Origin of the sequence: Staphylococcus sp. HMSC063A07 (assembly GCF_001836955.1) — a bacterium.
GTDB lineage: Bacteria > Bacillota > Bacilli > Staphylococcales > Staphylococcaceae > Staphylococcus > Staphylococcus lugdunensis.
This window is the reverse complement of sequence record NZ_KV830924.1, coordinates 93,955-119,006: the sequence shown is the minus strand read 5'-3', so window position 1 is coordinate 119,006 and position 25,052 is coordinate 93,955. Positions and strand designations below refer to the sequence as shown.

The 25,052-nt window shown below is 33.9% G+C and carries 22 protein-coding genes and 1 other RNA gene; 2 read left to right on the top strand and 21 right to left on the bottom strand.

Annotated features, from left to right (window positions below):
* Position 1: 1 nt before the first annotated feature.
* The 3 genes from HMPREF2597_RS06550 to HMPREF2597_RS06540 form a co-directional block, all read right to left on the bottom strand.
* Positions 2-673 carry a tetratricopeptide repeat protein gene (locus tag HMPREF2597_RS06550; protein WP_002478090.1) on the bottom strand — a complete coding sequence of 224 codons (672 nt, stop codon included), beginning with the start codon at positions 671-673 and terminating at the stop codon, positions 2-4.
* 141 nt (positions 674-814) lie between these two features.
* The gene (gene mnmA / locus HMPREF2597_RS06545) at positions 815-1,927 is read right to left on the bottom strand and encodes a tRNA 2-thiouridine(34) synthase MnmA (RefSeq protein WP_002458942.1); all 1,113 of its coding nucleotides are present in this window, start codon (positions 1,925-1,927) and stop codon (positions 815-817) included.
* Positions 1,927-3,069 carry a cysteine desulfurase family protein gene (locus HMPREF2597_RS06540; protein ID WP_002458941.1) on the bottom strand — a complete coding sequence of 381 codons (1,143 nt, stop codon included), beginning with the start codon at positions 3,067-3,069 and terminating at the stop codon, positions 1,927-1,929. The genes mnmA and HMPREF2597_RS06540 overlap by 1 nt, the downstream gene beginning before the upstream one ends.
* Positions 3,070-3,298: 229 nt before the next feature.
* On the opposite strand from HMPREF2597_RS06540, the gene HMPREF2597_RS06535 reads away from it, so the two are divergent.
* Entirely contained in the window at positions 3,299-4,300 is a 1,002-nt protein-coding gene (locus HMPREF2597_RS06535) for an LLM class flavin-dependent oxidoreductase (RefSeq protein ID WP_002478089.1), read from the top strand.
* Positions 4,301-4,501: 201 nt separating this feature from the next.
* Here HMPREF2597_RS06535 and HMPREF2597_RS12600 read toward each other — a convergent pair whose 3' ends face one another.
* Both HMPREF2597_RS12600 and cymR read right to left on the bottom strand, forming a co-directional pair.
* Positions 4,502-4,642 (bottom strand): SAS049 family protein, encoded by a 141-nt coding sequence (locus HMPREF2597_RS12600; RefSeq protein ID WP_002458939.1) that lies wholly within the window; start codon positions 4,640-4,642, stop codon positions 4,502-4,504.
* A 109-nt stretch (positions 4,643-4,751) separates the two neighbouring features.
* A complete protein-coding gene (cymR, locus tag HMPREF2597_RS06530) occupies positions 4,752-5,174 on the bottom strand; it encodes a cysteine metabolism transcriptional regulator CymR (RefSeq protein WP_002458938.1) in 423 nt (140 codons plus the stop codon).
* Between the two features lie 83 nt (positions 5,175-5,257).
* On the opposite strand from cymR, the gene HMPREF2597_RS06525 reads away from it, so the two are divergent.
* On the top strand, positions 5,258-6,526 hold the full coding sequence (locus HMPREF2597_RS06525; RefSeq protein ID WP_002478088.1) for a replication-associated recombination protein A: 1,269 nt from the start codon (positions 5,258-5,260) through the stop codon (positions 6,524-6,526).
* A 31-nt stretch (positions 6,527-6,557) separates the two neighbouring features.
* Here HMPREF2597_RS06525 and HMPREF2597_RS06520 read toward each other — a convergent pair whose 3' ends face one another.
* The 16 genes from HMPREF2597_RS06520 to HMPREF2597_RS06445 all read right to left on the bottom strand — a co-directional run bounded on the left by HMPREF2597_RS06520 (position 6,558) and on the right by HMPREF2597_RS06445 (position 25,043).
* A complete protein-coding gene (locus HMPREF2597_RS06520; RefSeq protein WP_002458936.1) occupies positions 6,558-7,349 on the bottom strand; it encodes a tRNA threonylcarbamoyladenosine dehydratase in 792 nt (263 codons plus the stop codon).
* A gap of 87 nt (positions 7,350-7,436) precedes the next feature.
* Positions 7,437-7,627, bottom strand: a non-coding RNA gene (gene ssrS / locus HMPREF2597_RS06515) — 6S RNA.
* A 109-nt stretch (positions 7,628-7,736) separates the two neighbouring features.
* A complete protein-coding gene (aspS, locus tag HMPREF2597_RS06510) occupies positions 7,737-9,503 on the bottom strand; it encodes an aspartate--tRNA ligase (RefSeq protein WP_002478087.1) in 1,767 nt (588 codons plus the stop codon).
* A gap of 22 nt (positions 9,504-9,525) precedes the next feature.
* Complete coding sequence (hisS, locus tag HMPREF2597_RS06505) at positions 9,526-10,785, bottom strand: histidine--tRNA ligase (RefSeq protein WP_002478086.1); 1,260 nt, start codon at positions 10,783-10,785, stop codon at positions 9,526-9,528.
* A gap of 334 nt (positions 10,786-11,119) precedes the next feature.
* Positions 11,120-11,995, bottom strand: a complete 876-nt coding sequence (locus HMPREF2597_RS06500) for an N-acetylmuramoyl-L-alanine amidase (RefSeq protein ID WP_002478085.1) — start codon at positions 11,993-11,995, stop codon at positions 11,120-11,122.
* Positions 11,992-12,444, bottom strand: a complete 453-nt coding sequence (gene dtd, locus HMPREF2597_RS06495; protein ID WP_002478084.1) for a D-aminoacyl-tRNA deacylase — start codon at positions 12,442-12,444, stop codon at positions 11,992-11,994. The genes HMPREF2597_RS06500 and dtd overlap by 4 nt, the downstream gene beginning before the upstream one ends.
* Positions 12,445-12,459: 15 nt before the next feature.
* Positions 12,460-14,649 carry a RelA/SpoT family protein gene (locus HMPREF2597_RS06490; protein ID WP_002478083.1) on the bottom strand — a complete coding sequence of 730 codons (2,190 nt, stop codon included), beginning with the start codon at positions 14,647-14,649 and terminating at the stop codon, positions 12,460-12,462.
* A gap of 259 nt (positions 14,650-14,908) precedes the next feature.
* The gene (locus HMPREF2597_RS06485) at positions 14,909-15,427 is read right to left on the bottom strand and encodes an adenine phosphoribosyltransferase (RefSeq protein WP_002458930.1); all 519 of its coding nucleotides are present in this window, start codon (positions 15,425-15,427) and stop codon (positions 14,909-14,911) included.
* A gap of 19 nt (positions 15,428-15,446) precedes the next feature.
* Entirely contained in the window at positions 15,447-17,723 is a 2,277-nt protein-coding gene (recJ, locus tag HMPREF2597_RS06480) for a single-stranded-DNA-specific exonuclease RecJ (protein WP_002478082.1), read from the bottom strand.
* 260 nt (positions 17,724-17,983) lie between these two features.
* A complete protein-coding gene (secDF, locus tag HMPREF2597_RS06475; protein ID WP_002478081.1) occupies positions 17,984-20,272 on the bottom strand; it encodes a protein translocase subunit SecDF in 2,289 nt (762 codons plus the stop codon).
* A 185-nt stretch (positions 20,273-20,457) separates the two neighbouring features.
* Positions 20,458-20,718, bottom strand: coding sequence for a preprotein translocase subunit YajC (gene yajC / locus HMPREF2597_RS06470; RefSeq protein ID WP_002458927.1), 261 nt, complete (start codon positions 20,716-20,718; stop codon positions 20,458-20,460).
* Positions 20,719-20,736: 18 nt separating this feature from the next.
* A complete protein-coding gene (gene tgt, locus HMPREF2597_RS06465; RefSeq protein ID WP_002478080.1) occupies positions 20,737-21,876 on the bottom strand; it encodes a tRNA guanosine(34) transglycosylase Tgt in 1,140 nt (379 codons plus the stop codon).
* An 18-nt stretch (positions 21,877-21,894) separates the two neighbouring features.
* Positions 21,895-22,920 (bottom strand): tRNA preQ1(34) S-adenosylmethionine ribosyltransferase-isomerase QueA, encoded by a 1,026-nt coding sequence (queA, locus tag HMPREF2597_RS06460; protein WP_002478079.1) that lies wholly within the window; start codon positions 22,918-22,920, stop codon positions 21,895-21,897.
* A 2-nt stretch (positions 22,921-22,922) separates the two neighbouring features.
* Positions 22,923-23,927: a Holliday junction branch migration DNA helicase RuvB gene (gene ruvB, locus HMPREF2597_RS06455; RefSeq protein ID WP_002478078.1), complete on the bottom strand. Its 1,005-nt coding sequence runs from the start codon at positions 23,925-23,927 to the stop codon at positions 22,923-22,925.
* A gap of 39 nt (positions 23,928-23,966) precedes the next feature.
* Positions 23,967-24,575 carry a Holliday junction branch migration protein RuvA gene (ruvA, locus tag HMPREF2597_RS06450; RefSeq protein WP_002492123.1) on the bottom strand — a complete coding sequence of 203 codons (609 nt, stop codon included), beginning with the start codon at positions 24,573-24,575 and terminating at the stop codon, positions 23,967-23,969.
* 12 nt (positions 24,576-24,587) lie between these two features.
* Complete coding sequence (locus tag HMPREF2597_RS06445; protein ID WP_002458922.1) at positions 24,588-25,043, bottom strand: ACT domain-containing protein; 456 nt, start codon at positions 25,041-25,043, stop codon at positions 24,588-24,590.
* Positions 25,044-25,052: the final 9 nt, after the last annotated feature.

The window sequence follows — 25,052 nt, the reverse complement described above, 5'->3', positions numbered from 1 at the left end:
ATTAATCCTCCTTGTTCTTCATAGATAAAAAAGTGGCTTTTGCGTGCTGACTTAATAAATGTTTAGGATCAATGGCAATTGCCCGCTCAAAATACGAAATAGCTGTATCTATGTCTTCAGTCTCCATATATATCGCTAATCCTAAGTTGTATAATGCGTCAGTATGTGATGAGTCAAGTTGTAAGACGTATTTAAGTTGTTGAATAGCTTGTTCAAACATTTCTAATTGACATAATACAAGTCCGTATTGAAATTGAATTTCACTATCCCTATTTTCATCTTTTTCAGCTGCAGTCATTAAATATGGCAATGCTTCTTTAAATGCTTCTAATTGGTTGAATGCCATACCTATCATATAATTACAATCAACCATATCCATGTGATATTTTAATGATTTTTGATAGAGTTTGATGGCTTCATTGAAACGACCTTGATTATAATAAATATTTGCTAAATTATAATAAATTGCACCGTTTGTATCATCAATTGTTAATGCACGTTGAAAAAACTTTTCAGCCTGTACGATTTCTCCAATATCAGCCAGAATAATGCCAGCATTAATGTAATTTTCAATCACGTTTGGATTTTCTTCTATGTTATTAAATAATGCTTTCAGGGCTTTATCTCTCTGCCCTTTTTGTATGTATTGATATATTTGTTCTTGTTCAGTCACTAGAATACCTCATTTCATTCATCATTATATCATGTACAAACTTTTAATAAATAAAAACAACCGCTTATTCTAAATAGCACTTGTGAATAAACGGTTGAATATCAACTCTAATTAACAACAGTAAAGTTTATTTAAAAGTAATTAAACGACATAGCTTAATTGCCCAGAAGTTTTGTAAACATCATCAATCGTTGCGCCACCTAAACAGATTTCACCATCATAGAATACAACTGATTGACCAGGAGTAATCGCTCGAACTGGTTCTTTAAAAGTCACTTTTATCGAGTGATCATCGACGCGTTCAACAGATACCTCCGTATCTTGTTGACGATATCTAAATTTAGCAGTGCAGTTAAATCCGCGTTCTAAATCTACTGGATTGACGAATGAATAATCTGATGCTATTAAATAATCACTATATAATGCATCGTGATGGAAACCTTGTTCAACGTATAATACGTTGTCTACTAAATTTTTGCCAACAACAAACCAAGGATCACCATCTCCACCAATACCTAAACCATGACGTTGTCCTATCGTATAATACATCAAACCACTGTGCACGCCCATTTTTTTACCATCAAGTGTTCGCATATCGCCGGCTTGAGCAGGTAAATATTGTGATAGAAATGATTTGAAGTTTCTTTCACCAATAAAACAAATGCCTGTAGAATCTTTTTTCTTTGCTGTAGCTAGCCCTTGTTCTTCCGCTATTCGACGTACTTCTTTTTTCTCTATATCTCCAATAGGAAACATGACTTTGGATAATTGTTGCTGTGATAATTGATTTAAAAAATATGTTTGATCTTTATTATTGTCAACGCCACGTAGCATTTCAACGTGACCGTCGTCATAACGTTTAAGGCGAGCATAATGACCAGTTGCTACATAATCAGCACCAAGTTTAAGTGCGTGTTCTAAAAAGGCCTTAAATTTTATTTCTTTATTACACATCACATCAGGATTTGGTGTACGTCCTTTTTTATATTCATCTAAAAAATAAGTAAATACTTTATTCCAATATTCTTCTTCAAAATTTACAGCATAATAAGGAATGCCAATTTGATTACATACAGCAATAACATCATTATAATCTTCTGTAGCTGTACATACGCCATTTTCATCAGTGTCATCCCAATTTTTCATGAAAATACCTATAACGTCATAACCTTGTTCTTTTAATAAATATGCGGTAACCGAGCTATCAACACCGCCTGACATGCCAACGACAACGCGAATATCTTTATTAGACACTATGATTCCTCCTTAAACTTATGATAAATTTTATGAATTTCCGCTACGATATATTTGATTTCATGTTCTGTAGTTAACTCACTGAAACTAAATCTTATTGAATGTTTTGAACGTTCTTCATCCTCATACATGGCAGATAACACGTGAGATGGTTCGGTTGATCCTGCAGTACAAGCGGATCCTGACGAAACATAGATATTTGCTAAATCTAATAAAGTTAGCATCGTTTCAACATCTATAAATGGAAAATATAAATTTAAAATATGACCCGTTGTTTCTGTCATTGAACCATTTAACTCAAAAGGAATAGCACGTTCCTGTAAGCTAACTAAAAATAATTCTTTTAATTGCATTAATTTGACGTTATTTTCATTTAAAGCATTATTTGCTAATTCTAATGCTTTTGTAAAACCAACAATTTGTGGTACGTTTTCAGTTCCGGCACGACGTTTCATTTCTTGTTCTCCGCCTAATTGTGAAAATTGTATTGGCGTATTTTCTTTAACAAGCAGCACACCCACACCTTTTGGTCCGCCGAATTTATGGCCAGTAATACTCATTGTGTCGATTTTAAAATCATGAAAATTAATTTCTAAATGCCCAATTGCTTGGACAGCATCAACGTGTAACAATGCATTACTCTCCGCTACAATTGTTTCTATTTCATATATAGGTTGAACTGTTCCTACTTCATTGTTTACAAACATAATAGACACAAGAATGGTATCATCAGTAAGTGATTCTTCTAGCTGATCTAAATCAACTTGACCAGTATCATCTACATCTAAATATGTGACGTCATAGCCTTCACGCTCAAGTTGTTCAAAAACATGTAGTACAGAGTGATGTTCAATCTTTGTAGTTATAATATGATTACCGATATGCTCATTTGCATATACTAACCCCTTAATAGCAGTATTATTAGCTTCTGTTGCACCACTAGTAAAAATAATCTCATTTCGCTTAGCACCTAATAGTTCTGCTACTTTTTGGCGTGATTGATCTAAATATTTACGTGCATCACGTCCAACAGAATGTATAGATGATGGATTACCATAATGCTGTTTATATATATTCATCATTTCATCAATAACTTCAGGTCTAACTGGGGTCGTCGCCGCGTAATCTGCATATACTTCCATGTAATTTACACTCCTTGAGATAATATCAATGTTCCTATAATAGCACCAATGCTGTTATTTTTCTATAGTTCTGTTTATGACTTTCACTTATTAGTTTAACATTTTAATTAATAGTAATGATACAGATAATATACTTACTGAATTCGTGTTAAATTGAGCATCTAAATATAAAAGTATTCTCACAATTGTTATACTTTATGCACTATTATCATAAGGGGTATATAAAGTTATGAAAAAGATAAAATATTCTGCATTAAATTTAGTACCTATTAGAGAAGGACAAAATGAAAATGATGCGCTTGCTGATATGGTTACACTTGCACAACAACTTGAAAAATTAAATTATGAACGTTATTGGATTGCGGAGCACCATAATGCGCCAAACTTAGTGAGTTCTGCTACTGCATTGCTAATACAACATACTTTAGAACATACGTCATATATGCGTATAGGTTCAGGTGGAATTATGTTACCTAATCACGCACCACTTATTGTTGCAGAACAGTTTGGTACGTTAGCCACGCTATATCCTAATCGCATTGACTTAGGATTAGGTCGTGCACCAGGTACAGATATGATGACAGCTAGTGCATTAAGAAGAGATCAACATAATGGTGTATATCAATTTCCTGATGAGGTAGAACAATTACAAAAATATTTTGGACCAGAAAATCAACAAGACTATGTTAGAGCCTACCCCGCTGTGAATAAGCAAGTACCATTGTATATATTGGGGTCTTCAACTGATTCTGCTCATTTAGCAGCACGCAAAGGCTTACCTTATGTTTTTGCAGGTCATTTTGCACCACAACAAATGAAAGATGCCATAGACATATATAAGGAATTATTTGAACCTTCTGATGTACTTAGTGAACCTTATGTCATAGTCTGTTTAAATGCTATTATTGCTGATAGTGATGAAGAAGCTCAATACTTGTCTACAACTCAAGCTCAAGTGATGATTAGTATTACCCGTGGACGTATGCAACCAGTCCAACCGCCAACAGATAATTTACAAAGTTTGCTAACGCCTCGTGAGTACGAAATGGTTAAGCAACGGCAAAAATATTCACTTATTGGCTCAGAATTAAGTGTGAAGCAACAACTTGAAGATTTTATTCAGAAATATGGAGAAATTGATGAATTAATGGCGGTAAGTTATATTTATGATCAAGACAAACAACTTGATTCATATCGTCGTTTAAAACGAATTATTGAAGCTGACAAATGAGTAAAAGATTTATAGCAGCAAATCATTAGAAAATAGATAATTAAATAACTACGAAAGGACTATCGTTTAAAGTTAATAAGTAGAATAGTAAGTTATAAAATTGCAGTATACGAAAAATAAGCTCAAAAATGAATTTGTTTAAATTCATCTTTGAGCTGTATTTCTCTTCTATATGATTACTTTACCATGACACAACAAAGATTAATCTTTTTTATCTTCTTTATCTTTGTTGTCATTACCATCTGTAAATTCATTAATTTTATCTTTTGCTTTTTGTACCTGTTCATTATCACTATCTTTAAATTTGTTAGCTGCATCTTTTGCTTTATCCATGAAACCCATAAATAATATGCTCCTTTCAGATTTTAAATAATTTTAATATCTGTTATTTCGATGCTGTTATGATACATTTTCCCAGGTTAAGAACTAAATAAACATATTTTTTAGCTATTTAAATGTAAAACATGTAACCATCTAAATCGGCTTCAGTTTCAACATAATCAGCTAAGTATTTTAATGTTGTATTATCTAATACATCTCGTACCGCATCACGCATACGCAACCACAATTGTTTTTGTGCAGGTGGCTCGGATTCGATACTTTCAACAAATGTGATGGGCCCTTCAAGTAAGCGAATAATATCACCAGCAGTAATTTCTTCTGCTGGGACTCTAAGTTGATAGCCACCTTTAGCACCACGCACACTTCGAATTAAACCAGCATTTCTTAAAGGGCCTACTAATTGTTCAAGATATAAATCACTTAAACTGTTTTCAGCAGCGATTGATTTCAATGATACACAGCCTTGCCCTTCTTTTTTTGCAAGAGATATCATTAAAGTTAAACCGTATCTCCCTTTCGTTGATATTTTCATAACATTACCTCACTTAATTCGATATATATATTCCCATTCTATCATTTTTTAAGTTAATATAGAATTAGAAAGGATGAAAAATTGTGACTAATGAACCATTAGCTTCTCGAATGCGACCTAAAAATATAGATGAAATTATTTCTCAACAACACTTGGTTGGTCCAAGAGGTATTATACGCCGTATGGTAGAAACCAAACGTTTATCTTCGATGATTTTCTATGGACCTCCAGGTATTGGTAAAACAAGTATTGCTAAAGCTATTTCTGGTAGTACTGCATATAAATTCAGACAATTAAATGCTGTCACGAATACCAAAAAGGATATGCAGCTCGTTGTTGAAGAAGCCAAGATGTCAGGGCAAGTTATCTTATTATTAGACGAAATTCATCGATTAGATAAAGCTAAACAAGATTTCTTATTACCGCATTTAGAAAATGGCAAAATTGTACTTATTGGTGCAACAACTTCAAATCCATATCATGCGATTAATCCAGCAATACGTTCTAGAGCACAAATTTTCGAATTATATCCATTAAATGAAGAAGATATAAAAGTTGCGTTGATGCGAGCAATTGAAGATGATTCTAGAGGATTGGCCTCTTATCATCCTCATATTGATGAGGATGCAATTGAATATTTTTCTACGCAAAGCCAAGGAGATGTTAGAAGTGCGTTAAATGCGTTAGAACTCGCTGTCTTAAGTGCAGATGAAGACAATGGTGAGCGCCATGTAACGCTAACCGACGCTCAAGATTGTCTCCAAAAAGGTGCGTTTGTAAGTGATAAAGACGGGGATATGCACTATGATGTTATGAGCGCGTTTCAAAAATCTATTAGAGGCAGCGATGTTAATGCAGCGTTACATTATTTGGCAAGACTTATTGCAGCTGGTGATCTTCCTACGATTGTACGTCGCTTGCTTGTAATTAGTTACGAAGATATTGGTTTAGCTTCTCCGGGTGCTGGACAACGGACATTAGCAGCAATACAAGCGGCAGAACGCTTAGGCTTTCCAGAAGCACGTATTCCGTTGAGTCAAGCTGTTATTGAACTGTGTTTATCTCCTAAGTCAAATTCAGCGATAACGGCAGTGGATAGCGCTTTAAGCGATATTAATGCTGGAAATATCGGCCAAATACCTGATTACTTAAAGGATGGACATTATTCTGGTGCCAAAAAATTAGGCAGAGCAATTGGCTATAAATATCCCCATAATTATGACAATGGTTATGTTGCTCAACAATATTTACCCGATAAATTAAAAAACAGAGAGTATTATACCCCTAAAGCAACTTCAAAAACTGAACAACAGTTTAAGGCTGTTTACGATAATTTAAAACAACAAAAATGATGGCGTTAATTCACTACGCCATCATTTTTGTTTAATGTTTATTATTACTTTGTGTACCTTTGTCCTTAATTCTTGTGATAGGAACATCTTTTAAAATATCATTGACTACATAACTTGCACAAATTAGGCCAACGACACTTGGTACAAAAGCATTTGAAGATGGTGGCATTTGACCTTTGCGGTTAATTGCATTCGCATCACCTACTGTTGCTTTTACATCTTCACGGATGACAATTGGACTTTCATCCGAGAAAACAACAGGAATGCCTTTTTTAATACCTAGCCTTCTAAGTTTATTTCTAATAATTTTAGCCATTGGATCCATGTATGTCTTAGATATATCTTCAATTTTAAAGCGCGTTGGATCTGTTTTATTTGCAGCTCCCATACTCGATATGACTTTGATTCCTCTCTCAAAGCACTCTCTCATTAAATGAACTTTATAAATAATTGTATCACTAGCATCGATAAAATAATCTATTTCATAGTTGTTAAATAAATCTTCATATGTTTCTTCAGTATAAAACATATGTAATGGTGTTACTTTACAGTCAGGGTTAATTAATTTAATTCTTTCTTCCATAAGCGTTACTTTACTTTGGCCTATGGTTGAAGTAAGCGCATGTATTTGTCGATTAACATTGGTTATGTCAACATCATCTTTGTCTATTAAAATAATGTGACCAATATTTGTCCTAGCTAATGCTTCGGCCGCAAATGAACCTACACCACCTATACCTAATACGACAACAGTTTTTTCTTTTAGTAAGGCTAAACCTTCTTTACCATATGCTAACTCATTTCTAGAAAATTGATGCTTCATATTTAACTCCTTATTCAAATCACTTTTAACAGTATTCTACCAAAAGCAAGACAAAATAAAATACGCAAGACAAAGTCTTGCGTACCGATAGAGTCCATAGGTGCCGTAGTTATCATAGCTTGATCATTCGGCCTGCTATATACAGGTGGGTGCCCTGTTTCTTGTTTTGCAAGTCCTCCAATTGAGGCGTGTGCGCTGCAAGAAAACCTATTAGGCTCCCTGATCAAAGAGTGTTAGGCCCAAATTAAAAAGCAAACTTACGTACACCACAGATGACTATCTTATGACTACATCATAGCACCATTATAGATAATTTGAAACTAAAACGATTCGATATGTTAAAAGTTACGCGCAATAAAGTTGTAAGATTGACATAAACATTCTTTATTAATGTCGAATTCTAAGTGATAATTCTTGTAATTGTTTATCAGACACGTCGCTAGGTGCATCGGTTAATAGACAAGTTGCTGATGCAGTTTTAGGGAATGCAATTGTATCTCTTAAGTTAGTTCGATTTGTCAATAACATAACTAATCTGTCCAAACCTAGAGCTATTCCACCATGTGGCGGTGCACCATATTTAAAGGCATCTAATAAGAAGCCGAACTGTTCTTGGGCTTGTTCTTTAGTAAATCCTAAAACTTCAAACATTTTTTCTTGTAAGACACCATGATGAATTCTAATAGAACCACCACCTAATTCATAGCCATTTAATACAATATCATATGCATTGGCTTGCGCATTTTCAGGTTCAGAATCTAATTTTTTAATATCTTCTTCTTTTGGTGAAGTGAATGGATGGTGTGCTGCAACATATCTTTTTGCATCTTCGTCATATTCAAGTAATGGCCAATCAGTTACCCATAAGAAGTTTAGCTTTGTTTCATCAATTAAACCTAGCTCTTTTGCAAGTTTGATACGCAGTGCACCTAGGCTTTGTGCCACAACATTAGGTTTATCAGCCACAAACATAACCAAATCTCCTGGCTCTGCCCCCGTTAACTCAGTTAATGTCGCTACATTAGCATCTTCAAAGAATCGAGCAATAGGGCCACTTAACCCTTCCTCAACTACTTTGACCCAAGCTAATCCTTTAGCACCGTATATATTAACAAATTCAGTTAACCCATCCATATCTTTACGTGTATAGTTGTCGGCTGCACCTTTGGCAACAATTGCTTTGACTTGACCGTTTTGATTAACTGTATCTTTAAATACCTTAAAGTCCATTTCTGTTCCAAGTTTCGACACATCAATTAATTCCATATCAAAACGAGTGTCAGGCTTATCAGAACCATAACGACTCATAGCTTCGTTGTATGTCATGCGTGGGAATGGCCCTTCAACATCAATACCTTTTACTTCTTTAACAACTTTTCGTAGCATTTCTTCGCCCATAGCCATTACATCTTCTTGGTCTACAAAGCTCATCTCAATATCGACTTGAGTAAATTCAGGTTGGCGATCAGCACGTAAGTCTTCATCGCGGAAACATTTAACAATTTGATAATATTTATCGAAACCACTAATCATTAATAATTGCTTAAATAGCTGTGGAGATTGTGGTAAAGCGTAAAATTCACCTTCGTGGACACGAGAAGGAACTAAATAGTCACGGGCACCTTCAGGAGTCGATTTTGTTAAAACGGGTGTTTCAATGTCGAAAAAGCCATTATTATCAAGATAGTGACGAATTGATTGCGTAATTTGATGTCTCATTTTAAATGTTTGTGCTAATTCGGTGCGTCTTAAATCTAGGTAGCGATATTTTAAACGTATATTTTCATCTACATTTTGATTTTCTTCGTTGATTGAAAATGGTGGTGTTTCAGATTTATTAATTACTTCAATATGAGAAACTTGAACCTCAACTTGTCCTGTTTTGATTTTAGGATTTATAGTTTCTGGATCACGTTTTGTTACTTGTCCCTGTACTTCAACTACATATTCTGAACGAACAGTTTCTGCAATATTAAGTGCTTCTTGTGAGAAAGCAGGGTTAAATACGATTTGAACAATACCCTCTCTATCTCTTAAGTCAATAAAAATTAAACCACCTAAATCACGGCGATTATGCACCCATCCTTTTAACGTTATTTTTTCTCCCAATAATTCTTCTGTTACAAGGCCACAGTATGTTGTTCTCTTAGTCATGTATCATGTTCCTTTCTCTTACTTATTTAAAATAACTTAATAAATTCTCAAATTTAACAGTTTCTGAATTGCCTGATTCCATATGTTTAACTTCTACAATTTGATTATCAAGTTCTTGGTCGCCAATAACAATTGTATAAGTTGCATTCAAACGATCAGCTTGTTTCATTTGACCCTTAATTTTACGATTTAAATAATCTTTATCAGCACTTATGCCATTTTTACGACAATCATTAAGTAATTTTACTGCAAAATGATTGGCTGCTTCTCCCATCGTAACAATAAATAAATCTAATGTTTCATTTTCAACGATGTCGATATTTTCTTCTTCTAGTGCCAATAATAAGCGTTCGATACTTAGTGCAAAGCCTATACCAGTTTGATTAGGACCGTCCAATAATTGCAATAAACCGTTATAACGACCGCCACCACATAAAGTTGTTATCGCGCCGTCATAATTAGGGTTATCCATCATTAATTCAAATGCCGTGTGGGTGTAGTAATCTAAGCCCCGCACAAGGTTTGAATCTTCAACATAAGGTATGTTTAAATCATCTAAATATTGTTTGACAGCTTCATAATATGCCTTAGATTCATCATTTAAATAGTCAGTAATCTTTGGTGCAGTTTTAATGGCTTTTTTATCACGGTCTACTTTACAATCTAATATTCTCATTGGATTCGTGTGTAAACGTGATTGACAATCAGAACAAAAATCATCAATAACTGGTTCAAAGTGTTTTACTAGCGCTTCATTGTATTCTTTTCTTGATTCTGCATCACCAATGCTATTAATTACTAATTTAAGATGCTTTAAACCAAAAGATTGGTATATTTGCATTACCATTGCTAGAACTTCAGCATCAATACTTGGATCTTCAGCACCTATTGCTTCAACACCAAATTGTGTAAATTGACGATAACGCCCCTTTTGTTTACGTTCGTATCTAAACATTGGTCCGTTATAATATAACTTAACTGGTTGATTAGGCAAGCCTTGCATTTTATTTTCGATATAAGATCTTACAACTGCTGCTGTACCTTCAGGGCGCAATGTAATACTTCTATTACCTTTATCTTTAAATGTGTACATCTCTTTTTGTACTACATCAGTAGAGTCACCTACACCACGTGCAAATAAATCTGTACTTTCAAAAATAGGGGTTCTTATTTCTTGATAATTATATAATTTCATAAGTTGAGCTAATTTATTTTCAATATAGCGCCATTTAGCAGTTTCTTCTGGCAGTATATCTTGTGTACCACGAGGAATCTTAATCATATCACCACTCCTACTATTAATTTTTTCAAAAATTAAACGCCCCTTGTACAGTAAAAAACTATACAAGGGACGAATATCCGTGTTGCCACCCTAATTGATTGAAATATATCAGTTCAATCCACTCATTACGTGTAACGTACGCATGACGGCTTTACTTTCATAAAGCACCTGTTCTTGTGTTCAAAGACATTAATTACTCCGTATAATCTTACAGCCAAGGATTATATCTCTACGCAATGATTGCTACCTTTTCATTAATTCTTTCAAGAATATGACCGGTTTTGTTTATAAATTTCATATTTAATATTAACGATTTTTCGCTTAAATTGCAAGTTTATGAAGCAAAATATTGTTTTAGCCCATCGACAACACCTTCAAGTACAATATGACGATGATGTTGGTCTCTAATCATTGTTTCATCTGTAGGATTACTAATATAGCCAAGTTCTAAGAGCACTGCCGGTATTTTAGATTGTCGTAACACTTGATAATTTTCTTGTTTGGCACCTCTATTAGATAATAATGCCTTTTTTTGGATTGATGCATTCAGCGTTTCGGCTAACTTGCTTTGACTATCTTTATACCAATAAACTGTAGCGCCATTTGCCACAGAACTTTCAAGAGAATCGTTATGTATGCTCATAAATATATCACCTGATGCTTTACGGTCCTCAAGTTTTACGTATTCATCATCACTTCTGGTCATTTTAACATGTGCGCCTTCTTTTTCTAGTAAGGTCTTTAGTTCTAAGGCGCTTTTAAGTGTATAATTTTTTTCTAAGCTTTTTTTGTTTGTTCTACTTGAAGCTCCCTGATCACTACCACCATGACCAGGGTCAAGTACAATTGTTTTCCCTTTTAATGGTTCTTGACTTTGACTAACATCTTTCTTGATATTTAAGCTCGTATGCCAGCCTGCAATCCATCCTTTTTTAGTTTCTTGCCGATTCTGAACTTCAATCCATTTGCCTGTTTGATTAATCTTTGTAAAACCTTCTCCCTTATCTACCTTTTCGATAACGGGATATGCTGCGTTAGGACCGGTTCTTAATTCTGAGTTTTCAACTACAGTAATACGATCACTTTTTTGGTCGTTATGATTCAAAAATAAAAATAACAAGATTAAAAATAATATAAAGGAAATCAATGCAATCATAGTGGGCTTATTTTTTATTTTATATTTTGATAGCCAGGATTGTATTTTATTCATAAAATTTTGCCATCCTGACTTTCATATATAATTGTTACAGGTCCATCATTAATAATTTCTACTTCCATATCAGTACCAAATTCTCCAGTTTGAACATTAATACCATAATCATTTAACGCTTTATTAAATTTTTCATAAAGTTGATTTGCTTCATCCGGAGGCATCGAGTTTGAAAAGCCAGGACGATTTCCTTTTTTAACATCGGCGAATAAGGTAAATTGTGAAATCGACAAAATTTCACCTTCAACTTGTTGAAGATTTAAATTTAATTTTCCTGCATCATCTTCAAATAATCTTGCATTAACGATTTTCTTTGCCAAAGTTTCAATCTCTTGTTCTGTAGATGATTTACCAAAGCCTACTAACAAACAGTAGCCTTGTTTTATAGAATGGTGAATATTATTATTTTTGACACTTGCACGTTTTACACGTTGTAACACAATTCTCATAGATATGCGCCTCCATTAATTCCATACTCTAGTTACAGTATATACATCACCAAGGGATTTGATTTTATCGACTACTCGATATACTTCATTTACATTTTTTACCATAACGCTTAAATTAATAATGGCATTTTTATCCACATCAGAACGTCCCGCTACCTTTATCAAGCTACCATTTGTTGAATTTACGGCTTGTAGCACTTCATTTAGCAAGCCATTTCTATCATAGGCATTTACTTCTAAATCAACTTGGTAACGCTGTGTAGCATCTTTTGATTTCACCCATTCTACGTGAATCAGACGCTCATGTTCATTTTTGATGTTTGGACAGTCTGTACGGTGGACTTTGATACCGTGGCCTTTTGTGATATAACCTACAATATCATCTCCTGGGATTGGATTACAGCATTTTGATAACTTTATAAGTACATTTTCAATTCCTTCGACATAAACGCCACTATCAGTAATAATGTCTTCTTTAATTGGTAATGTCTTAGTGACTTCTTGCGCTTGATTTAATGCCTTTTGCTTATCCAAAATACGTTGTTTTTCAGTCAATTTATTGACGATTTGAAGGGCAGTCACGCCACCAAAACCCACAGCCGCATATAAATCTTCTTCATTTGCAAAATTATATTTTTCATTAACAATTGCAATATTTTTTTCTGTTAAAATATCTTCTGTTCGAAATCCTTGTTCTTTAATTTCAGCTTCTACCATAAACTTACCTTTTTCAATGTTTGAAGAGCGATCTTGTTTTTTAAAGAAACTTTTGATTTTACTTTTAGCACTTGAAGATTTAACGATTTTAAGCCAATCACGACTAGGACCATATGAATGTTTACTTGTTCTTATTTCAATGATATCGCCGGTTTGTATTACATAATCGATGGGAACGATTTTGCCATTGGCTTTGGCACCTATCATTTTATTTCCAACTTCACTATGAATTGCATAAGCAAAATCAATTGGTACGGCGCCATATGGCAATTCGATAACATCGCTGGCAGGTGTAAATGCATAGACTTTGTCACTTTGTAAGTCGTACTTAAGTGATTCCATAAATTCTTGTGCATCATTAGAGGTATGATCCGCTTCAGCAAGCTCTTTTAACCAATTTAATTTATTTTGAAAATCCTGTGTTTTCTCGTCAACAGTCTTTCCTTCTTTATATGCCCAGTGTGCAGCAACACCGTGTTCTGCAATTTCATGCATTTCATAGGTTCGAATTTGTATTTCTAGTGGATCTCCGTTAGGACCAACTACAGTAGTATGTAGAGATTGATACATGTTTTGTTTAGGCATTGCAATATAGTCTTTGAAACGCCCTGGCATTGGTTTCCATAAAGTATGAACGAGACCTAGAATTGCATAGCAATCATTAATTGAATTAACAATTACACGTATTGCTAATAAATCAAAGATTTGATCAAATTGTTTTTTTTGCTTCATCATTTTACGATAAATACTATATATGTGCTTTGGTCTACCGTTAATTTCGCCCTTAATTTTCATTTTTATCATTTCAGCATCAATCATATCAATAGCATTTTTAATATAAGCCTCTCGTTCACTGCGTTTCTTTTTCATGAGATTGACAATGCGGAAATACTGAACACTATCAATATATCTTAAGGCCGTATCTTCAAGCTCCCATTTTATCGTATTAATCCCTAAACGATCTGCAAGAGGCGCGTAAATTTCAAGTGTTTCTTTAGATATTCTGATTTGTTTGTCTCTTGGCATCGCTTTTAATGTACGCATATTATGTAATCTGTCAGCTAATTTTACTAAAATAACTCGTACGTCTTTAGCTATGGCTATAAATAGTTTACGGTGATTTTCAGCTTGTTGTTCTTCTTTAGAACGGTATTTGACCTTTTTAAGTTTAGTTACACCATCAACAATACGTGCAATTTCTTCGTTGAACATCTCTTTGACATCATCAAACGTATAAGCGGTATCCTCTATGACATCATGTAAAAAACCAGCAACAATGGTTGGTCCATCTAGGCGCATTTCAGTTAAAATACCAGCTACTTGAATTGGGTGCATAATATATGGTAACCCATTTTTACGAAATTGCCCTTGGTGTGCTTCATATGCAAGGTGATAACTTTTCAGTACATACTGATAATCATCTGGTGATAAATATGATTTGGCTTTAAATAGAACTTCATCTGCACTATATGGATATTCGTTATTCACGATAAGCACCCCTACTTTTAAAAAATATAATATGTCGTTTCGCCCAACTGTTTCTAAATTTATGTATATACATTTCCATTCTACCAAAATTAGTAGATTGTGATAAAGTGGTTTGAATTTTTATAAATAATAGCTCTATTTTACTACATCATAAAAGATAAATAAATGGGAGTAGAGAAACAAAGTCAAATTTGTACTTTGTATTCTACTCCCATTAAAATATGGTTGAGCAAAGAATGCTCATAATAAACTTCTATGCTTATTCATCATATGAAATTAGACTCATCACGTCATAGTCTTTGATTTTCTCTATACCATTTAAATATTTTAATTCAATAATAAAAGCGATGCCAACAACAATTCCGCCTAACGCTTCGACAAGCTTTATTGCGGCTTCAATAGTTCCACCTGTAGCTAGCAAATCATCTGTAATTAGAACACGCTGTCCTGGTTTAATAGCATCTTTATGCATAGTCAATACATTTGTGCCATATTCTAAATCATATTCATAACGAATAACTTCACGTGGTAATTTACCTTCTTTTCTCACTGGTGCAAAACCTATACCCATTGAATAGGCAACAGGGCAACCAATAATAAATCCTCTTGCCTCAGGACCTACAACAATATCTACTTCTCTTTCTTTGGCATAAGTAACAATTTGGTCAGTTGCATAACCGTATGCTTCTCCATTATCCATGATTGTTGTAATATCTTTAAAACTAACCCCTGCCTTAGGCCAATCTTGTACTTCTGATACATATTGCTTTAAATCCATCTTTGTTTCCTCCTAATAGTTAACCCATTTGCTCGATAATCCAATGTTTCAAATGCTGAAAATCATCATACAGCATTAATTTTTCAACTTCTATTCTTGCTTTTCTCGTTTGATAAACTTGACTTGCTTCTATATCCTGTTTATTAGGATTTTGATTTACTGATATTATACCATTGCTATCTATAATAAAGCCCAGTTCAAGAAAAACTTTTAACATAAATTTTAATGTATTAGGCTGAATCCCCAAAAATTTCGATAATGCCATCCCATCGTTGACTAAATTTACTTTTTGTTTTGACATCAGTATTTTAAAGCAAGCTTTGAATGTTTTTTTATCAGGCATACCTTCGAAATAAATTGAATGTTGATGTTGTAAAACAACATATATTTGAGAAAATTGATGACCATTCATACTTTCTGATAAATGTGCTAATGAAAGGGGTAAATCACGTAATACGACACGATTTACATGTTCATCAATAGTTTCGCCATAATGATAATAATTATGATCTAATTTTTCTTTTTGTGGATGAATTAATATGGCTAATTGCTCGTCATGAAAATCGATTGATAGCTGTTTCCGTTTACTTCTATAATCCAAAATTTGCTGTTGATTGATAGCAATATCCTGAATGATAAATTGTGGTGATTGATTGCCATTCCATTCATTGATTTGTAACTGACCTATCATGTTAATTGGTTGGTTCAGCTCTAACTCATCGACTAAACTTCCGCTATTCCAATAAAGTGTAGCCAAATTAGAGTTACCAATTGTCATTTTTAAATGATTCTTATCTTTTCCAATCGCTTTCAATGAATTAACATTGACATCATCTAATTCAAATAATGGTTTATTAAAGTCGATTCCAAATGGTTTTAATCGCTCTATATCGTAAATGTTATTAACGGTAATCTCGTCTTCTGTAATTTTCACATCTATTTGTTTTTTCTGATCAAACGATGTCGTCTGAGCCAAATTTGCCATCCATGCATTTAGGCCTTCTCGCAATTCAGATATGTTTTCGATAGGCATTGTCATCCCAGCAGCCATATGATGGCCACCAAATTTAGATATTAAATTTTGATGGTCACTTAAGATTTCAAACATTGAAACTTGTTCAATGCTACGAGCTGATCCTTTTGCATAATGTTGTTCATCATCAATATTAAGAATGAGCGTTGGCAATCCATATGTTTCTACAATTCTAGACGCTACAATTCCCAACACACCTTCGTGCCAATTTTCTTTTGCTAACAGCAGAAATTGACGCCCTTTAGCCACTTCTTCTTTGGCAAGTAACAAAGCCTCTTCTGTAATTTTTGATACAATATCTTTTCGTTCGTTATTAAAATGATTAACTTGTTCTGCTAAAAATGCTGCTTCTTCAGCATCTTCTGTCATAAGTAATTCAGCAGCTAATGATGCGTCTTCTAATCGTCCAACAGCATTTAATCTCGGGCCGATGATAAAGCCAATTGTTTCTTCATCAATGGGATCGTTATAGTTTGCTTCATTTAATAGTGCTGCAATTTGAATAGGCTGATAATCATTTAATATAGATAACCCCGTTTTTACAATGGTTCTATTCTCATCTGTTAACGATACTAAATCGGCAATGGTTCCTATTGAAGCAAGAGCAATATAATATGGCGGTACATTATTTTTTAGTAGCGCTTGCGAAACCTTATAAGCGACCCCTGCACCACAAAGGTTCGGACATGGATAGTCGAATTCTGGGTGCATAGGGTGAACAATCGCAAAAGCATCTGGTAAAGTGCTTCCCATTTCGTGATGATCTGTAACAATAACATCTACGCCTAATTCTTGAATCATTTCAATTTCACGATATCCTTGAATACCATTATCAACTGTAATGATAAGTGAAACACCTTCATCATAAGCATTTTTAAACGCTAACTCATTCGGACCGTAACCTTCAGAAAAACGATTTGGAATATACCAACCTACTTCTGCTCCTAAAGATTGAAGCGTTTTTACCATAATCGTTGTTGATGTCACACCATCTGCGTCATAATCACCATAGATTAAAATGCGCTCGTGTTTATCAATTGCCAAATTAATGCGTTCTATGGCTTTGGTCATATCACTTAATAGCCATGGCTCATGCAATTGTTGTTGCCCATTCAATAATCCTTCAATATCTTTTTCATTTACGATATGTTTACTTTCTAACACTTTTTTTATAATTGGAGAAAGTTTATATTTCTTTGCTATTTGTTCATCTATATATTGAGTTGGTTCATTGTGATTCCAAGTATATTTTGATTTAATCATAAGCCTTCCTCATTTCCAAAAGCCATTATATCGAAAATCTGCTTAAATAAAAAGCTTCAACATATATTTTTTTAAGTTTTATGATGTTTGTAAAAATCTTCTTTGTAGAAGTACTATCGTTTTTTTATAAAGTTAGTAGAAAGCGTAAAGAAAATCATAATTTTGCCAAGCATTTTAAAAAATCTGTTGTTCTTAAGTAATATAGCAATAAAAAACATCCTCGAACCACTAATTAGATGATTCGATGATGTTTCAGTTGATTAAACTAGAATTTTTTCGTCATTTGATTTTTTCTCTTTATAGACAACCAACTTACCTTTATCAGATTTTTTCAATTGTCGTTTTTTCATAATACCCCAAAGCGGCACAGCAATAAAGATTGAAGAGAATACACCAGAAATTAATCCTACAAGTAAAGCTAACGAGAAATTAAAGATACTTGGTGCACCGAATAGTAATATGGCAACTACAACAACTATGACGGTAAGCACAGTATTGATTGAGCGTGTCATTGTTTGTCGAATTGATCGGTTAACGATATCGTCAATTTGTTCTGGCGACGTAATTACTTTTAGCTTATGCAAGTTTTCACGTACGCGGTCAAACGTTACAATCGTATCGTTGATGGAATAACCAATGATTGTTAATACGGCAGCTATAAACGTGATATCTACTTCAATACGGAATAAACTAAAGACTGCCACAATCATAAATGCATCATGCAATAATGCGAGTACTGAGGACAATCCCATTCGCCATTCAAAACGCAATGATACATAAATGATAATACCGATTGAAGCATATATTAAAGCCTTCAAAGCATTTTTAGCTAACTCTTGACCTATGACAGGTGACACTGTATTTACAGAAGGACTATGTCCAAATTCATTTTTAAATTTATCATTTAATTTGGCAATGTCTTTTTTAGCTAAATCATGTTTAAACATAATAGTTGCTTGCTTTTTACCATCACCATTAATTTGTATTTCATCGGCTTTTAAGCCAACATCTTTCATTGTCTTCTCAACTTTAGCTTGTGATAGTGAATGATTCGATTCAACATCAACACGAGAACCACTTGAGAAGTCAATACCTAAATTCAGTTTGAAAATACTTAGAATAACAATACCAACGATTAAGATAAGAATACTCAAACCAATTAACGGTTTGGCTAGTTTTACAAAGTTCCATCTTTCGAAAGATGTTTTCAAATCGTGAACATCTTTACCTTCATTGATATCATGGCGTTGTTTTTTCTTAACACCAAATAACCAGAATTTTTTCTTGAAGTAATTAGATGATACCAGTAATGATAATAGCCCTCTAGAAAGGAAGACTGCAGTTACAAAAATCATTAATATCCCTAATAACAGCATTGTCGCAAAACCTTTAACCGAACTTTCACCAAAGAAGAATAATACAGCGGCTGCAATAACTGTTGTTAAGTTTGAATCAAAAATGGTAAGGAACGAACTTCGATTTGCTTTAGTATAAGCTTGCTTAAGCGTTCGACCAATTCGCAATTCATCTTTTATTCGCTCGTACATAATGATATTGGCATCCACTGCCATACCTACGCCTAAAACAAGCGCAGCTAGACCAGGTAATGTTAATACACCAGAAATGAAATTAAATGCGACAAGTGTTAAATAAATATATGTCGTTAATGCGATAATTGCTACAAAACCTGGTAATCTATAGAAACCAACCATAAATAGATAAATAACAGCAATACCTATAAATGAGGCAAAAATAGTTTTATCTAATGCATCTTGCCCGAATTGTGCACCAACTGATGTAGATGTCAACTCGTCAAGTTTAACTGGTAATGAACCAGCATTGAGCAATTCTGAAATTTGTTTAGCTTTTTTAACCCCTTCTTGGCCATGGAAACCACCAGATATTTCAACACTATCAGAATTAATTGGTTGATTTACAGAAGCAGCTGACACATATTTTCTATCATTTTCATTCTTTTTCTGAAGTTCTTTGTGATAACTATCTCCTTTTTCATAATCAAGCCATACAACCATCATATTTTCTTTTTTCTTAGAGATTTCTTCAGTTACCTTTTTAAACTTATCACGATCTTTTAATTTAAATGTAACGGTAGGTTCATTAGTTTGTTGTTTAAATTCTTGTTTTGCTGAACCTTGTACGATATCTTTTCCTGTCAGTTTAACATTATCATTCGCATCCCGAATTGTTAAATTAGCTTGGGAAGATAATACGTCACGAGCTTGGTTTTGATTTTTAACGCCTGCAAGTTGAACTCTAATTCTGTCTGGATCTTCAACTTGAATTCGTGGTTCTGATACCCCCAGCACATTGACACGATTTTCTAAAGTTTGAGCCGTTGATTGAAGCGCTTTTTTATCAATTTTATCGCCTTTTTGCAATGGCTTAACTTGATAAAGGACTTCGAAACCACCTTGTAAATCTAAACCAAGGTTAACATTTTTAATTACATTCTTATATGTAAGCCCCATTCCTGCAAAGAGGAGGACAATAAGTAATATAAATGCAACTATTCTACTACCTTTTTTCACATAAACACCTCATTATTTACTTATGTATCTAGAATAATCCAAACAAACGATAGCTCGCAAGTTAAAAATGGACCTTATAGACATATATAGACTTATATATATTAACATATTCAACTATAATGTGAAAATTTCTTCTTCATTCATAAAAAAACCAAGAAACACAAATGCTTCTTGGCTCACAGTGATTAAGATGGATCTACTTGTTTAATTGCAGGTTTTTCAAAAGTCATTTCAGTGCCATGACCATTAACAGTGATAACAACTGTTGTTTCATCAACAGCTTTAACTGTTCCTTTCAAACCGCCAATTGTTGTGATTTTTTGACCTGCTTCAACTCTATTAACCATTTCACGGTGCTCTTTAGCACGTTTTTGTTGTGGACGAATAATTAAAAAGTAGAATACAAGTAAAAAAAGTACTGGTATTAAAATTGCTGTTAAATTCATTCTGTACTTACTCCTTATTTAAAAATTTTTAGGGTTTTCAACATTAAGTCCATATTGTTCAAAGAACGCTTCTTTAAAATCTAAAAGTCTATCTTCTCTTATGGCCTGTCTAATATCTTCCATTAATTTTAGCAGAAAATGAAGATTATGAATAGTAGTAAGACGAATACCAAACGTTTCCTCTGCTTTAATTAAATGTCTGATATATGCTCTGGAATAATTTTTACATGTGTAGCAATCACAATTTTCATCTAGTGGACGGAAATCATTAGCAAATTGTGCATTTTTAATTACAAGACGTCCAATTGATGTCATACAAGTGCCATTTCGTGCAATACGTGTAGGTAGTACACAGTCGAACATATCCATGCCTCTTATACTACACTCAATCAAGGCATCTGGTGAGCCTACGCCCATCAAATATCTAGGTTTATCTTTTGGCATAAACTGTTCTGTGTGTTTCACCATATTATACATGACAGGTTTGGGTTCGCCTACAGATAAACCACCAATCGCATATCCAGGAAAATCTAATGCGACAAGTTCTTTAGCGCTTTGTTCACGTAAATCTTTATACTCTCCACCTTGAATAATGCCAAATAATGCTTGATCATCAGGTCGTTTATGTGCTTTTAAACAACGTTCTGCCCACCGAGAAGTTCGTTCAATTGAATCTTTTACGTATTTATATTCTGAAGGCATCGGTGGACATTCATCAAAGGCCATCATAATGTCAGACCCTAAATCATTTTGAATTTCCATGGATTTTTCCGGACTTAAAAAGAGTTTCGAGCCATTCGTATGATGTCGAAACTCAACACCTTCTTCTGAAATCTTACGTAAATTACTTAAACTAAAAACTTGAAAGCCACCTGAATCAGTTAAGATAGGACCATTCCAATTCATGAACTTATGTAAGCCCCCAGCCTGTTTGATAATATCATTTCCAGGTTGTAACCACAAATGATAGGTATTACCTAATATAATTTTAGCTTCTATATCTGTTAATTCTTCAGGACTCATAGTTTTAACTGTCGCCTTTGTCCCCACAGGCATAAACATTGGTGTTTCAAACGAGCCATGTGGCGTGTGAACAATTCCTAAACGCGCGCCAGATTGTTTACAAGTCTTGATATGTTCATATGTTACTGCTGGCATAATTAAACCTCACATTCCTTAAATAATTAACATTGCATCACCAAAACTAAAGAATCGATATTCTAATTCTACAGCTTTACGGTATGCCGTTAAGATAAATTGTCTACTACTAAATGCTGACACAAGCATGACTAATGTTGACTTAGGCAGATGAAAGTTAGTAATAAGTGCGTCAATGGCTTTAAACTCAAAACCAGGATAAATAAATATATCTGTCCATCCACTCGTAGCAATGAATTGTGAATGATCTCGACGAATCGTTTCTAAAGTTCGTGTCGACGTTGTACCTACTGCAATGATTCGATGACCTTGTAACTTTGTATTGTTCAATAACTTTGCTGTATTTTCGGTCATTTGGTAATATTCGCTATGCATCTCATGTTCATTGATATTTTCTACACTCACGGGCCTAAATGTTCCTAAACCAACATGCAGTGTGATAAAAGCTATATTAACACCTTTAGCTTTAATATCTTTCAATAAATTATCAGTGAAATGTAGTCCAGCAGTGGGCGCAGCGGCTGAACCATTCTCTTTAGCATAAACAGTTTGATATCGATCTGGATCGTCTAAACGCGCTTTTATATATGGTGGTAAAGGCATTTCACCTAACTCGTCTAGCCTTTCCTGCAATATTCCTTCATAATGCAATCGCATGATTCTGCCACCTTGGTCTAATTCTTTAATACATTCTGCTATTATTTTCCCTTCACCAAACGACAGTTGGTTACCTACTTTGATTCTTTTGGCTGGTTTAAGTAAAACTTCCCAATCGTTATTTTCGATTTGAGTTAGCATTAACATTTCTACTTTAGCACCCGTCTCTTCTTTAACTCCGAATAAACGTGCAGGCATCACGCGTGTATCATTCAGAACTAAAGTATCTCCAGGATTCAAATAATTAATGACATCTTTAAAATGTTGGTGTTTCATATCGCCTGTTTCTTTATTTAATACTAATAGGCGACTTTGATCTCTATTTTTTAAAGGTGTTTGTGCAATTAAAGATTCTGGTAAATGATAGTCAAAATCCTCAATATTCAAATTTACTCCCTCTTCTCTTTCGATTTCATAAAGTGTTCATAAGCAAATGCAGTTGCTTTACGACCTCTAGGGGTACGTTCGATAAATCCTTTCTGAATTAAAAAAGGTTCATAGACGTCTTCAATCGTTACTCTTTCTTCTCCAATAGATACGGCAATAGTATCTAAGCCAACTGGTCCACCTTGATACTGGTTAATGATGCAATTCATCATTTTATGATCAATATAATCTAAACCTTGCTCATCAACTTGTAGCAACTTTAAAGCTTTCTTAGTCGTTTCTATATATATTTGATCATCACCATTAACTTGCTGAAAATCTCTAACTCGCTTCAATAGACGATTTGCTACTCTTGGTGTACCTCTAGAACGTTTAGCTAATTCAACTGCACTTTCATCATCAATAGAAGTACCTAAAACATCTGCTGTACGAATAATTATTTCTTTTAATTCGTGTTCATTATAGTATTCTAAACGCAAATGCACGCCAAAACGGTCTCTTAAAGGTCCTGTTAAACTACCGGCTCTTGTCGTTGCACCTATTAATGTAAACGGAGGTAAATCAATACGAATGCTTCGTGCTTCATCACCTTTACCAATGATGATATCTAGGAAAAAATCTTCCATTGCTGGATATAAAACTTCTTCAACTACACTACTCAGACGGTGAATTTCATCTATAAATAAGACATCCCCAGGTTGTAATCCAGATAAAATTGCAGCTAAATCTCCAGGTCGCTCGAGAGAAGGACCAGATACAGTTCTAATATTAACTTCCATCTCATTTGCAATAATATTTGATAATGTTGTCTTACCAAGACCAGGGGGACCGAACAATAATACATGGTCTAAAGGTTCTTCTCTTAATTTTGCGGCTTGAATAAATACTTCTAAGTTACTTTTAATCGTTGTTTGACCTATATATTGCTTTAAATATGTTGGTCTTAATGAATATTCAAATGCAGAATCTTCTTGGTGAAATGATTGGTCAACCATTCTATCGTCCACAGTTTGACCCCCCTTTCTTTTAGAAATTATTATTAAACATTAGGAAATTAAGGATTGTAAACCTATCTTAACCGCTTCATCAACTGACGTTACTACTTGCTGTTGTAGCGTTTTTTCGACTTTTGAAATTTCACGCTTTGAATAACCTAAAGCTTCTAACGCTAATAAGGCTTCCGCAATATAATTATCTTTCTGAGAGGTACTAGATATATCATCTATATGGATTGAATCATTAGATGATGCTTCTGTATAATTAACTTTTCCTTTTAAATCAAGTATGATTTGACGCGCAGTTTTCTTTCCAATACCAGGAAATTTAGTTAGATATGCGTCATTTTCATCCTCAATTGCACGTTTAACCTCATTAGGTGTGCTCGTAGCCAAGATAGCTAATGCTGATTTAGGTCCAATTCCTGTAACTTTAATCAGATTTAGAAACATTTCCTTTTCTTCTTCATTAATAAAACCATAAAGTAACTGAGCATCCTCTCTAACAATCAGTGATGTGTAAATCGTTACTGCTTGATTATAAAATTGTTGGAACCGATATGAATTTGGTGTTTGTATTTCATAACCGATACCTTGTGTTTCAACCACTACATGGGTTGGGAATAGCTGAGTTAATTGCCCTTTAATATATGCGTACATCATCTACCATCCTTACATGCTCATACTGATTAAATCTACTTTAAATACATGGTCAATTGACCGCAACGCTAGAATCACTTCGTCTATTGTAAGTTCTGTATATTGTGCATTAAGTGACAATGTGATAGTCGCTTCTTCATTAATAGGCACGCTTTGATGGATTGTTAAAACAGATAACTGTAGTTGAGAAATTGTGTGAAGTACCGTTGCTAGAGTACCTACCACATCATTAACATAGAGTATTAACGTGAATTCTCTATGTTCTAGCATTTTTTCATCAACAGGAAAAATGGTATCTCTGTATTTATAAAAAGCACTGCGTGACAAATCAAAACGTTGTACAGCATCATAAATGGACAGCTTAGAATTTTCTTTTAAAGCATCTTTAATCTTCAAAGTTTTAATGACAGATTCAGGAAGTACATCCTCTCGTATTAAATAAAACTTATGGTATTCTTTCTTGTCCATTTAACTGCC

Coding starts and splice junctions, on each gene's coding strand:
- HMPREF2597_RS06540 (WP_002458941.1), bottom strand. CDS start 3,069: ATGGAAGTATATGCAGATTACGCGGCGACGACCCCAGTTAGACCTGAA.
- HMPREF2597_RS06535 (WP_002478089.1), top strand. CDS start 3,299: ATGAAAAAGATAAAATATTCTGCATTAAATTTAGTACCTATTAGAGAA.
- HMPREF2597_RS12600 (WP_002458939.1), bottom strand. CDS start 4,642: ATGGGTTTCATGGATAAAGCAAAAGATGCAGCTAACAAATTTAAAGAT.
- cymR (WP_002458938.1), bottom strand. CDS start 5,174: ATGAAAATATCAACGAAAGGGAGATACGGTTTAACTTTAATGATATCT.
- HMPREF2597_RS06520 (WP_002458936.1), bottom strand. CDS start 7,349: ATGAAGCATCAATTTTCTAGAAATGAGTTAGCATATGGTAAAGAAGGT.
- aspS (WP_002478087.1), bottom strand. CDS start 9,503: ATGACTAAGAGAACAACATACTGTGGCCTTGTAACAGAAGAATTATTG.
- hisS (WP_002478086.1), bottom strand. CDS start 10,785: ATGATTAAGATTCCTCGTGGTACACAAGATATACTGCCAGAAGAAACT.
- HMPREF2597_RS06500 (WP_002478085.1), bottom strand. CDS start 11,995: ATGAATAAAATACAATCCTGGCTATCAAAATATAAAATAAAAAATAAG.
- dtd (WP_002478084.1), bottom strand. CDS start 12,444: ATGAGAATTGTGTTACAACGTGTAAAACGTGCAAGTGTCAAAAATAAT.
- HMPREF2597_RS06485 (WP_002458930.1), bottom strand. CDS start 15,427: ATGGATTTAAAGCAATATGTATCAGAAGTACAAGATTGGCCTAAGGCA.
- recJ (WP_002478082.1), bottom strand. CDS start 17,723: ATGATTAAATCAAAATATACTTGGAATCACAATGAACCAACTCAATAT.
- yajC (WP_002458927.1), bottom strand. CDS start 20,718: ATGAATTTAACAGCAATTTTAATACCAGTACTTTTTTTACTTGTATTC.
- tgt (WP_002478080.1), bottom strand. CDS start 21,876: ATGCCAGCAGTAACATATGAACATATCAAGACTTGTAAACAATCTGGC.
- ruvA (WP_002492123.1), bottom strand. CDS start 24,575: ATGTACGCATATATTAAAGGGCAATTAACTCAGCTATTCCCAACCCAT.
- HMPREF2597_RS06445 (WP_002458922.1), bottom strand. CDS start 25,043: ATGGACAAGAAAGAATACCATAAGTTTTATTTAATACGAGAGGATGTA.